Raw genomic sequence first — 11,746 nt, forward strand, 5'->3', positions numbered from 1 at the left:
GAGCCGATGATCGGCTGCCCGGGGATCGGTGTATTCAGCGCAACGTGCGGCTGTGCGACCCACCCTTCTCCGCGTCGACGGTCACCGTGAACGGCCCGCTGCCGCGCACGATCCACTTGACCGTCACCACCGAGTTGCCCGGGATGTTGCTCAACTCGAGGCGAGCCGGCGACTTGGGCTGTTCGATCGAGGTACCGGTGTTGGGATTGATGACCCGGTAGCCCGTGAGCACCGTGCCACCTGTGAGCGTGACATAGTCGGGCCGCGAGATGCGGTTCTCGACGTCCTGCTGCGTGTGGGTTGGCACGAGGCGACGGTTTGCCACGATCGCCGTGACTTCCGTCAGCCCGTTCCCAAGCGCGCGCGTGGTGATGGTATCCACCTCGACCTGTGGCATCTGCCACGCCTGATAGAGCGAGAACGCCATGTTGCGATGCGCCTCGGCCTGCATCAGGAAGCCCGGTTCGGTTCGGCCGAAGTTCTTCTTCATGCCACCGATCTCGACCATGCCGTACTGCGGGTGGTTGAAGCTCTTCCAGGGGACGAAGGCATCGCCGAAGAGCAGCAGCCGGTCGAACTCGTAGTCGGTCCGGTCGTACCGGTTGCTGCTGGTCTCGGCCTTCTCGAAGAGCTTGAAGCTGGTCCAGAGTTCGTTGGAAAAGGTCACGACGCCCCGGGCCCCATAGAACCAGTCAAGCTCGCCGCCCCAGACGATGTAGAGATCCTTCCAGACGATCATGTAGCGATAGCCCGGGAGAATCCGCTCGCCGGTCCGGCCGATCTGGTCGAAGACTGCCACGTCCTGCGGGCGGAACTCGTCCTGCGGCGACCCCGGCCCGCGGAGGATCATCCCGCCGTTGTTGTGGTAGCTCTGCGCGCCGGCAATGTTCGGATGCGCCAGTGCGAAGTCGATCACGGCACGCGTTTCCGGGAGCGAGGTCGGATAGAAGTCCGCGCCGCCCTGCACGTACGGCGGCTGCCAACGCCACGGCCAGTTGCGGTTCGGGTCGTAGCCGCCGACCGCGTCTTCGTTGATCTGCCCATCACCGTCGTTGTCCAGCCCTTCGCCACCAAGCAGTTCCCACTGGCCGCGCTGCCCCGGGAGCACCGGGATCATGATGCGCGGGTCCTCCGGGCTCTCGATGAAGCGGCCGTTCGGGTTGCGCCGCCGCATCTGGGTGATGTGCCCATCGCCGTCGAGGTCGTCGAGCTGGTCCTCATCCACCTTGCCGTCGCCGTCGTTGTCCCGCGGCACCAACCCGGTGCGCGGCGACGAGGCGGTGTTGGCCTGCTTGATGAAATGTTCGCGACCGTCGGGATTGATGGTCGGGACGATGTACAGCGTCCGGGTCGCCAGCAGCGAATCGACCCAGGCGTTCTGCCCCTGCATCTCGCAGAGATACCAGGCCGTGTACAGCGAGAACTCGGTGCCCTGCACTTCGTTCGAGTGGATGTTGCCGTCGATGTACATCGCCGGCTTCTTGTCGGCGTCGCCCTTGGTGAAGTCGGTGACCGTCAGCAGCCACATCTCGCGGCCCTGGAAGCTCTTGCCGATCGAGGAGAGGCGGCAGGTGTTCGGGTGCGCCGCCTGCAGTCGGCGGCCGATCTCACCGATGGCGGCGTGGTCATAGAAGCGATCCCAGTTGAGGATCACCTTCGGTGCCTTGGGCGAACCGGCCGCAGCGAGTGAGCCGAGGGCGGTGGGAGCCTGCTGGGCGGGGGCCGGCGCGACGGCGGCGACGAGCAACGCCAGCGTGGCGAGGGAGCGCGTGAGCATCGTCGGCCTCACCGAAGGGAAATGGTCTGGGTGGCGCTGCCACTGACCGGCGACCCGGCCGTCAGCTGCAGCGTGGTGCCGCGCGGGGCGGCGATAGTCCACTCGAGCGTGGTGGTGCGCCCTGCGCCCTCGAGCACGCCGAGCAACTGCACCGCATTGCCGCTGAGAATGGTCATCCCCTGCCCCGTCAGGTCGACGCGCACACCGCGGGGATTGCGCATCCGCGCCCCGAGCGCCGTGGTGGTCGGGAGGGCGCCGTCGTTGGCGACCTCGACGGCGACGCGCCAGACGCCGTCCCCGACGGCCTCGACCCGCGCCGCGCGGAGTGCCACCCGGGGCAGCATCCCGGCCAGCTCGCGAACAAACCGTTCCTGCCGCGCCAGCGTCGAGTCGAGTTGGGCGCCGGCCGGCGGATTGAGCAGCGCGCCCGGCTTCCAGCCCCCCACTTCGACCACGCCACGCTCGCCGGCGAGGGTCACCGCCGTCCACGGGACATAGGCATTGATCCCCTGCGAATCGAACCAGCGCAGGGCGTTGCGATCTTCGCCATTGCCATCCGTCGAGGCGGCACGGGCCATGGTGTCCCGCGGCGCGTCGGGTACCCACCACCCGCGCGAGCCGACGGCCCACTTTCCGAAGACGTAGTAGAGCGAACTGAGCAGATCACCTGCGCTTGGTGCCGACGCCGGTCCCTTGGTGAGTCCGGTGCTCTTCTGGAAACGTCGTCCCATTTCGGTGAAGGTCGCCTGGTCGGCACGGAGAATGGAGTTCAGCTGTCCACCGGCGCTGGTCCCCTCGGGAGCGCGCACGCCGGCCTCGTTGGCGATGCCCATCGACGGGCGATTCTCCCACGGTCGCAGCAGGTTCTCCTGCGGGCCGAGCACATACACGGCGGCAATCTCCTGATGCGCGACCAGGAACTCGGCCAAGCCGCGGGCCTCGGGCGCCGACATGGAATACAACCCGGCGTTCGCACCGTGATGCAGGTAGTTGTACGGGAAGTTGCGGTTGATATCGGTCCCACCCGGCGCGTCCTCGTTGAAGCGGCCATCGCCATCATCATCCTTCCCCTCGATGCCCAGCAGGCGGAAGCGACCCACCTCGCCCTTTGCGGGATCGGCGCGTCGCATCAACAACGGCTGGGTCTCGTCTACCAGCCATTCGCCGTTGGGATCGGCCACGCGCATCACGGTGATCACGCCGTCACCATTCAGGTCGTCCGGCGCATCCTCATCGGTGCGCTGATCACGATCGTCATCGTACGCGAGTCCATTGCCGACCCGTTCGCCCATCGGGCGGGCAAACCCCGCCTCGGCTGCATCGGGATTGAGCCGCGGCACGAACCAGATCGTGGTGCGGTCGAGGAGGGCGGTGACGGCGGCGTCGCGACTATACGCGGCGAGGAGCCGCTCCGCCGTGGCGACGGCGATCTCCGACCCGACCAGGTGTGGGCCGTAGGCGTTCGCCACGACCAGCAGCGCGGGCCGCGTGGCGACGTCGGCACCGGCACCGATCCGCAGCGCCTGCACGGCGCGACCGCCCGGGGAGGTGGCGAGCACGGTCACCTCGGCACGGCCGCGGTGCGTCGCCACGAGGTTCTGGAGGGACGAGGAGAGCGCCTGATGCGTGCGCCATTGCGCAGGCATGGGGGCGACAAGCACGACGGCAAGGGCCGTCGCAAGGACTGCGCGCATGGACACCTCTGGGAGGCAGGGCACTGCGGGAGTGAACCCGCGAAGTCTAACCCGCGCCGCCCTGAGGTCGCTAGCCGATGACCTGCAGCGTGGTGCTGGTGCGACCCGCACGGATGAACAGCTTGGCGTGCAGCATCGCGGTGGTCGCGTCCCAGTAGTACCGCTCCCCCGTGCTGCTCACCACCTCGGCGAGCGACGCGGCGGCGGGCAGCGGGGTGCTGGTTCCGAAATCGCGCACCACCGTGAAGGGAATCCCCGCCTGGTACGGGATGGCCACCTGGATCCAGTCCCCCACATCGCCGCGCTGCAGCGTGAGCTTCACTCGCCGCGGGATCGCGGTCACCCACGCGAGGTCGAAACGCCGACCCATCGGCACCGACATCCGCACCGTCTTGAGATTGCCGGGGACGCCGACCAGCGAGACGGTGGCGGCATCGTCACGCCGCAGCGACATCGGCGCGACGGGCTCGTTGCCCTCGCTGTCGATGTTGAGGCCGAGAAAACGATTGGCGCACTGCCACGCGTTCCATTCGACGCGCTTGATGCAGCCGGGCGAGACGAGCAGCGGCACATCGGCAATCACGGTCATCCCCGGCGTGCCGGTGAGGCCGCCATCGACATCACGAAAGAGGGCGGCCTTGTCGCCATCCTTGTCGGCCTGGGCCGGCTCCAGGTACGCGCCGTTGGCATTCACCAGTCGCAGCGCCGTGCCGAAGTTGAGCTGCGAGATCGGGAAGCCGTTGCGGCGATTGTAGCCGAGTGCGCTCGCCGGTCGCGCCGGCGTGGTGACGAAGTTCGCGAAGGTGACGTTGGTCGCGCCGACGGTGCCGTCGTAGAACTCGTAGCCGCGGATCGGGAAGGTGGCATTCGGCGAGGGCGTCATGTTTCCGGTTTCGCCGACCACCAGCGAGTTCTCGAAGAAGGTCTCCGACGAGGCGAACGTCGCCCCGATCAGGTTGTCGGCCAGGACGGCGTTGTCGAGGCGCTGCGATGAGCCGCGCAGCCAGACCGCCCGCGAGGTGTGCTTCCACGCAGTGAAGTTCCGGAAGGTCGCAACGACCGGCGCGCCGTTGCTCACCGCACCGGCACGCGGATTGAACGATGTCGTCTCCGTCGTGCCATCCGGCTTCGGGCCATCGTCGACGTTGAGACCCGGGCGGCGGTTCGAGTGCGCCACGTTGTCGCTGAACTCGGCAAGCGGGGTGTTGCGGGGCCGATCGGGTTGCCCCGTGGAGAAGCCGGTTGGCGCCGCAGGCAGTGCATACCAGAAGCCGAAGCCGACCGAGCCGGCCGCGACGTTGCGCCGCACCGTGTTGTCGGGATTCGTCAGCCAGAAGGTGGCCGGGTTGGCATCCGACGCGAGAATGCGGACGTTCGCCGCCGGGGTGCGGGCTGAGAGTCCGAGGTTCCCCTCGATCGTGTTGCCGGTCTCGGCGCCGTCCTCGAGGAAGTAGCCGTGCCCGAGGTGGTCGTAACAGACGTTGCGCTGCGCCACCGCGCGATCGGTGCCGTGAATGGTCAGGCAGCGATTGAAGGTGTGCCAGATGGCCACGTCGCGGATGTACTGGCCGGTCACGTCACCCGCCATGTGCCAGTGCAGCGGATAGTGGCCCACCAGGCCGCTCTGCCCCATCGAAGTGAAGCTCGCGCCCTCGATGCGCGCCGTCCCGCCGGCGAAGACGATCACATGGCCACCGAAACCGTTGCTCGACGTCGAGTCTCCCTGCACGGTGATGTTGCGGGTCAGCAGCCCCACTTCGGCCCGCTCATCGACGCTGCGTCCGGCCACCTGCTGCACGGTGCCCCAGTGCTCGTTCCGGAGGGCCCGGTCGAGCGTCACACTCGTCGACGTGGCGGCCGTCACGACGGCCTCCTCGGCCTCGGCAGGATCGAAGTCGGTCGATGCGATCACGACTCGATCACCGATTCGCCAGTTGGTGGGCTCCAGAAGCGAAAGGGCCGTCGCGCCCGGTGGTGCCGTCGATGCCAATCGGGTCCAGCCAAGTCGCTTCTCGCCATGAATATCAAGCGTGCCGCCAGGAAAGACGGCCAGCACCTTGCTTCCCAGAGCGGTGACCACGCCGTCGGGGGCCCCCGTCAGCGTCAGTGTGAACCGCTTGGTGTAGGGCGCGGACTCGGTGCCGATCCGGAAGGTCCCCCGCACATGCACTTCATGCGCGGTGAGTTGAATGTCCTTCCCCGGAGCGACCACCAGCGCGCCAAGGATGGTCAGCCGGTTGAGGCGCGGGGGGGAGACGTCGAGTTCGACGGTATCGCCGACGGGAATCGTGACATCGGCACCGGCCACCGGCATGAGGCCAGGGTCCCAGGTCAGCGAATCGGACCAATGCCCACGGGCCGCGGCGGGCGGTGGCGGGGGCAGCACGGGAGTCGTCGGCGTTTCCGGTTCCGGCGCGCACGCGAGCAGCAACGCCGGCAAGACGAACCACGGGGCGAGGCGCACAGGGACTCCGACATGGTGGGGGTTGGTCGCAGTATCGGTTGACCGGCCCCGACGCGAGAGGGCTAGGCGATCACTCGTCGAATGAAGCCGCGCACCCCGAGTCGGGTGAGCCCCGCGCCGAGGAGCGCCAGCATCACCGCAGTGACCACCGGGGAGAGGTGCGGGACGTCCGGTGTCAGGGCGATCCGTAGCCCCTCGGTCATGTAGACCAGCGGATTGACCAGCACCATGGCCTGGAGCCAGGGGATCGCGTGGAGGGCGGCCCACGGGTAGTACACGCAGCCCAGGAAGGTCATTGGCGTCAGCACCACGGCGAACATCAATCCGATCTGCTGCGGGCGGATCGCGGTGCCCAGGAAGAGGCCGAGGGCGGCGGCGGTCCAGCTCGCCAGCAGCAGCATCGTGATCAGCATCGGCCAGCTCGCGACGCGCACATGCACTTCGGTGGCGGGGAGGATCAGCAGGATCGGGAAGATCGCGGCCCCCGCGAGGATGCCCTGGAAGGCGCCGAAGGCCACCTTTGCCAACGGCACCGTGCCGAGCGGAATCGGGGCCAGCACGCGGTCCTCGATCTCCCTGGTTGCGCCGAGTTCCACGCTCAATGGCAACGCCACTGCGGAGATCGCCGTGAACATCATCGCGACGGCCACCAGCCCGGGGACGAGCACGGTCGCGAACGACCCCGCCGCGGCAGCGGTCGGCATCGACTGCCCGCTCTTCGGCAACACGTAGGTGAAGACGAAGACCGTCAGGAGCGGATTCGCCACGACCCGGAGGATGAACGGGAAGAGCTCGCGCCGCAGCACGGCGAGGTCGCGCGACCAGAGGCCGAGGACCGACGCGAAGGTGCCGCCAGGCGCACTACTCACGGAGATCGCGTCCAGTCAGTCCGATGAAGACGGTCTCGAGCGACGGCTCGACCACCTTGAGGTCTGTCAGGCCGAAGGCCGCGACCGCGGCGACCACGCGAGGCACTCCCGCGCCGTCCGGCTCGACCAGAATCCGAAGCCCCGCGTCGGTGGGGTGGACTTCGCGCACCCCGGCCACCGCGGCCACCACGCGCTGTGCCTCGTCGCGCGATCCCGCAAAGTGGACATCGACCACGGCGTTGCCGCCAGCGTCCTGCTTCAACGAGGTTGGCGTCCCTTCGGCGAGGAGTCGACCATGGTCGACGACGGCGAGCCGATCGCAGAGCTGGTCGGCCTCCTCCATGTAGTGCGTGGTGAGCACCACCGTGATCCCTTCGGTGATCAGACCCCGCACCAGATCCCACAGGGCCAGGCGGCTCTGCGGATCAAGGCCGGCGGTGGGCTCGTCGAGGAAGAGGACACTGGGGCGGTGCGCGACCGCGCGGGCAAGCTGGACGCGCTGTGCGAGGCCACCGGAAAGTGTCATCGGCATGGCATCGGCACGATCGGCGATGCGAAAGCGCTCCAGCAGCTCGGTCGTCCGGCGCTTCGCCTCGGCATGCCCGACGCCGAAATAGCGGCAATGGAAGTAGATGTTCTGGGAGACACTGCAGGAGCGGTCCAGCGTCAGCGCCTGCGCGGCGACGCCGATGGCTCGGCGAACGGCCACGGCGTCATCGACGACCGAGAGGCCTGCGACGGTGGCGGTGCCGCCACTCGGGCGGACGCGGGTGGTGCAGATGCCGATGGTCGTGGTCTTGCCGGCGCCGTTGGGACCGAGGATGCCGTAGATCGAGCCCGTCGGGACCTCGAGGGTGATGCCGTCGAGGGCGGCGGTGCTGCTGCCGGCGTAGGTCTTCCGGAGGTCGACGAGGCGAACTGCGCTGGTCATCGCGCCGGGGGGCGGCGCAGCCCCCAGAGACCAGCCCCCACCATGCCGACCGCGACGAACAAGACTCCGGACGCGACCGGCGGGGCCGGCTGCGCGAGGTTGCAGAGGCCGGTCAGGATACAAGACTCTGGCAGCGACGCCTGGGCGGTCAGCAGGAGCGGGAGAAGCATGCCGAAGGATAGCACGGCGGAGGGAAAGCAGGAGGGGCGCCCCGATTGCTGGGGCGCCCCTCGAGCTGCTGCACGGACAGGGAGGGATTCGAACCCTCGAAACCGTTGCCGGTTTGCCGGTTTTCGAGACCGGTTCCTTCAACCACTCGGACACCTGTCCTGGATTCCGGTGCCGGAGGCACAGGAGCACGACAAAATGGCCGGGAGTGGGCCGCCGATCAAGAGGGGCGCCGCTCGGCCGCCTCAGGGGCTGAGCAGCCCCGAGGCATCGGAGTAGTTCCGCAGGGGCACGGAGAAGGCGACCCGCCCGCTCCGTGCCCACTGGAGCACGATCCGCACGGAATCGCCCGCGGCGTAGCCGTGCGTGGCCTCCGTGAGCATGATATGCGCACCACCCCCGCCGAGCACCACCGTGGCCCCCGCGGCCACCGGCAGCGCCGTCAGGTCCACCATGCGACCGTCGAGCGTCGTGTGCAGCGTGGCGAGACCGTCAGGGCTCTCGACGGCGATCAAGGTGTCGGCCGAGGTCGCCGTGGCGCGGAAACCAATGGTCGAGCTTCGACTTGACGCGAGCCCCCAGGCGACCCCGTCACGAATGGAGACATCCCCCACCGCGGCACTCGCCCCGGTGACCTCGGGGGCCCGCCGACAGCCGGGCAGAAGCACACTGGCCATCGCCACGACAATCCATCCAGCCTTCATGGGGTGCTCCGAACAATGGGGGCCATCAGGATCGACCCGTTGGTTGCCGTCATCCATGCCACGTCACCATCTCCCCGCCCCAGCAACCGCAGCATCTCGCGCTGTTGCGCCGGCGTCCACGCGCGGATTCGCGAAGCCGAGCCTGGCGGAATCTGGGCCACGATCCGTGCACCGAACAGCCACGCGTCGGAGACGACCGGGATCGCCGGCCCCACGACGACAATCGCCCGTCCCGCCAACCCACCGGGGACCGCGTCGACGCCGGCCTGGCGCAATCGTTCGAATCGCGCCGTGTCTTCCTTCGTGCGGGTCATCAGCTCCGGGACGTAGATCGCGCCGCGCAGCAGCGCGGACACCAGTCCAACCCAACCAAGCACCAGGACGACTTCCGACCGAAACCCCTGACCTGATGCGGCCATCCCCGGCGGCCGCCACCACCAGAGGCACCCGATCGACGCGAGCAGGACGAACGGCGCGATCAGACGCGGTTCGGCATGCACCACGATGAACTGGGCAATCCCGGCGAGGCCGAGCAGCACGAGGAGCACGGCCATCCGTTGCTCCCGCCAGCCCGTGGCGAGCAGCCCACGGCGCCAGCTGAGGATGGCCACCGGAAGCAGGACGAAGAGCAGCAGTTGCGGGGTCCAGAGCGAGACCACGGCCCAGCCTTGTCGACTCCAGTAGCCCACCAGGTCGAAGAGGTCCAGCGGCGCGCGATTGATGCTGCGGACCTCGGCCTGCCACGCGGTCGGGTCGGACCACGGTGCATACGTCCACTGCGTATTGCTGAAGTCCGCCACGGTGACCAGTTCGCCGTCGGCGAGACGGAGCCCACCGTAGCGCGCATGGGCGCCGGAGTGTTCGTCGGGCGTCCGAGAGTCGCACCGTTCGAGATACCAGCAGGCGTTGAACGCACCCGCGCTGCCGAGCGTTGGCCGACCCGACTTGAGCGAGAGCGGCACCACCCACAGCGCCATCACCGCCAGCGCCACACCACCTGCGCGGACAAGGGTGCGGCGCATCGCACGATCCCCGGCGATCGCCAGTAGCGCCGCAGTGACGAGCAGCCAGGGCCAACTACTGGTCTTGGTCAGGAAGATCACCCCGAACCACGCCCCCAGCGCATACCATCGGCTGCCCGCGCCACGGAGCAACTCACCGCCCAATACGAGGACCGCCCCAATCAGCAGCAGATCGGGCGTGACGGCGTCGAGTCGTGGGGTCCGCGCCGACGCCAGCAAGAAGGCGGCGAAGAGGGCGCGCGCGACGATCGGGTCGCCGTGCGCTCGGGCCGATCGCCAGAGCAGCGCCACGATGCCAAGCGCGATCCCGACATTCAGGAAATGCACCTGCACCAGGAGCGTTGTCCCGGTCGCGCCCGTCGCGGTGCCGAGCACCGCGAGGAGCAGCGGGTAGAGTGGACTCCAGTAGCCCTGGACGGCGCCGGACCAATCACCAGCCGAGAACCGGGCCGCGATGTCGAGGTAGGAGACGCCGTCGGGGTTGAGCGCCGTGCGACTGGTCCATCCGAGCACGATGCAGAGCGCCGCGCAGACGGCGGCGATCAGCGCGATCTCGAGTCGGGTCGCGGCCGACGACGTGGAGGCGACCCGTGGCACCGTCATCCGGCGGCCACCGCCGGCGGCGGCGATGCGTCGACCGAGAGCACGGCTTCGAGCAGTTGGCCACCTTCGGTGCGGACGAGCACACGAGCGGCGGCGTCCGTGTCAGACTCGGTGTTCTCTGTCGGGGCGTTGGCGCTGAAGGTCCAGCCCCGCTGCGAGAGGGCATGCGCCACTCGAGCCGCGGCTGGGGTAGCCACGGCATGGAGCAACTTGTCGGCGGCGCCTTCGTCGGCCCCATCGGGTGCGGCCAGGGCGGTCACGTCCGCGGCCGTCATGCGCAACACCAGCGCCACCGACTCACTGCCGCCCACGCGGGTCAGCGAGACGCGGACGCTCACGAGCTCGCCGGTGGGGCCGTCGCCTGTCTCGACGAGCGACGATTCCTGGCCCGTCAGGATGCCGAGCGACTGCCGACAGGCCACACCGAGGTCGGCGCCCACCGCCGCGAGATGCTTGGTGAGCTGTCCGCCGTCGTCGCGCAGCCCGGCGATCAACGACTCCAGCGACGCGAGCAGCTTCTGCGGCACGTGCGTCCGTTGGACGATCGCGTCGAAGGCGTCGCCACCTTCAGTCACGGCATGATCGGTCACCAGCACGACCTTGCTGGCCCCGCTGGCGCGGAGCGTCCGCGCGATGACCACTTCGGACGGCATGGCGAGGCCCTGGCCGAGGAGGACAAGCAGCGGCGGCGCGGCGATCGCGGACGCAAAGGCCGCGGCGACGGGGAGATCGTCGACGATGGCGAAACGGCTCCCCAGAGCGGCACGGACGACGGCACCATAGCCGGGCTCGCGATCGATCAGCATCAGCGAGTCGCGCGTCGTGCTCGCCGCCGTGGGCGCGGCGTGCCTCGCCTCGACGCGAGTGAGCAACTCATCGAATCGTTGGCCGGCGGTGGCGGGATCGAGCGGCTTGAGGAGGTAGTCCTCGATGCCGAGGTCGACCATGCGGAGCACCAGCGCCTTGTCGGAGATGGCCGACACGGCCACGACCGGCAGTTCCCGGTAGGCCGCCGAGCCGCGAAGCGCTTCGAGCAGGCCGAGCCCGTCGAGGTACGGCATGGTGACATCGGTGATCACGAGGTCGGGGCGTTCTGCCTCGACGGCTGCCAGCGCGGCGACGCCGTTGTCCGCTTCAGTGATCTCGACATGGGGATGGCGCGAGGCGAGGCGGACGACCAGCCGCCGCATCGTGGGATCATCATCAACGACCAGAACCTTCACGACGCCTCCGAGGGGAACGACCGCCGACATCGACCGCTCTTCAGGTTATCGGCGCGATGGCAGAGGGGGGGGGGGGGGGGGGGGGGGGGGGGGGGCCCGGGGGCGGCGGGGGGGGGGGGGGGGGGGGGGGGGGGGGGCGGGGGGGCCCCCGGGGGGGGGGCCCGGGGGGGGGGGGGGGGGGGGGGGGGGGGGGGGGGGGGGCGCCCCCCGCGCCGGGGGGGGCCGGCCCCCCGGGCCGGGGCCCGGCCCCGCCCCGCCCCGGCCGGGGGGCGGGGCGCGGGCCGGGGCGCG

At 69.2% G+C, this 11,746-nt stretch carries 9 protein-coding genes and 1 tRNA gene; all 10 read right to left on the reverse strand.

Going from position 1 to position 11,746, the window contains the following annotated elements:
* Positions 1–34: 34 nt before the first annotated feature.
* Positions 35–1,777 carry a peptidase M14 gene (locus IPP98_08920; GenBank protein ID MBL0179230.1) on the reverse strand — a complete coding sequence of 581 codons (1,743 nt, stop codon included), beginning with the start codon at positions 1,775–1,777 and terminating at the stop codon, positions 35–37.
* A gap of 8 nt (positions 1,778–1,785) precedes the next feature.
* Entirely contained in the window at positions 1,786–3,471 is a 1,686-nt protein-coding gene (locus tag IPP98_08925) for a hypothetical protein (protein ID MBL0179231.1), read from the reverse strand.
* Between the two features lie 70 nt (positions 3,472–3,541).
* Positions 3,542–5,935 carry a transmembrane domain-containing protein gene (locus IPP98_08930; protein MBL0179232.1) on the reverse strand — a complete coding sequence of 798 codons (2,394 nt, stop codon included), beginning with the start codon at positions 5,933–5,935 and terminating at the stop codon, positions 3,542–3,544.
* 62 nt (positions 5,936–5,997) lie between these two features.
* Positions 5,998–6,804: an ABC transporter permease gene (locus IPP98_08935; protein ID MBL0179233.1), complete on the reverse strand. Its 807-nt coding sequence runs from the start codon at positions 6,802–6,804 to the stop codon at positions 5,998–6,000.
* The gene (locus tag IPP98_08940) at positions 6,797–7,735 is read right to left on the reverse strand and encodes an ABC transporter ATP-binding protein (GenBank protein ID MBL0179234.1); all 939 of its coding nucleotides are present in this window, start codon (positions 7,733–7,735) and stop codon (positions 6,797–6,799) included. The genes IPP98_08935 and IPP98_08940 overlap by 8 nt, the downstream gene beginning before the upstream one ends.
* Entirely contained in the window at positions 7,732–7,905 is a 174-nt protein-coding gene (locus IPP98_08945) for a hypothetical protein (GenBank protein MBL0179235.1), read from the reverse strand. The genes IPP98_08940 and IPP98_08945 overlap by 4 nt, the downstream gene beginning before the upstream one ends.
* Before the next feature lie 73 nt (positions 7,906–7,978).
* Positions 7,979–8,065 (reverse strand) — tRNA-Ser (locus IPP98_08950).
* An 83-nt stretch (positions 8,066–8,148) separates the two neighbouring features.
* On the reverse strand, positions 8,149–8,607 hold the full coding sequence (locus tag IPP98_08955; GenBank protein MBL0179236.1) for a copper chaperone PCu(A)C: 459 nt from the start codon (positions 8,605–8,607) through the stop codon (positions 8,149–8,151).
* Positions 8,604–10,232 carry a hypothetical protein gene (locus IPP98_08960; protein MBL0179237.1) on the reverse strand — a complete coding sequence of 543 codons (1,629 nt, stop codon included), beginning with the start codon at positions 10,230–10,232 and terminating at the stop codon, positions 8,604–8,606. Before IPP98_08960 ends, IPP98_08955 begins: the two co-directional genes overlap by 4 nt.
* Entirely contained in the window at positions 10,229–11,455 is a 1,227-nt protein-coding gene (locus tag IPP98_08965) for a response regulator (protein MBL0179238.1), read from the reverse strand. Before IPP98_08965 ends, IPP98_08960 begins: the two co-directional genes overlap by 4 nt.
* Positions 11,456–11,746: the final 291 nt, after the last annotated feature.

Source organism: Gemmatimonadota bacterium, from assembly GCA_016720805.1.
GTDB lineage: Bacteria > Gemmatimonadota > Gemmatimonadetes > Gemmatimonadales > GWC2-71-9 > Palsa-1233.

Coding starts and splice junctions, on each gene's coding strand:
- IPP98_08920 (MBL0179230.1), bottom strand. CDS start 1,777: ATGCTCACGCGCTCCCTCGCCACGCTGGCGTTGCTCGTCGCCGCCGTC.
- IPP98_08925 (MBL0179231.1), bottom strand. CDS start 3,471: ATGCGCGCAGTCCTTGCGACGGCCCTTGCCGTCGTGCTTGTCGCCCCC.
- IPP98_08940 (MBL0179234.1), bottom strand. CDS start 7,735: ATGACCAGCGCAGTTCGCCTCGTCGACCTCCGGAAGACCTACGCCGGC.
- IPP98_08945 (MBL0179235.1), bottom strand. CDS start 7,905: ATGCTTCTCCCGCTCCTGCTGACCGCCCAGGCGTCGCTGCCAGAGTCT.
- IPP98_08955 (MBL0179236.1), bottom strand. CDS start 8,607: ATGAAGGCTGGATGGATTGTCGTGGCGATGGCCAGTGTGCTTCTGCCC.
- IPP98_08960 (MBL0179237.1), bottom strand. CDS start 10,232: ATGACGGTGCCACGGGTCGCCTCCACGTCGTCGGCCGCGACCCGACTC.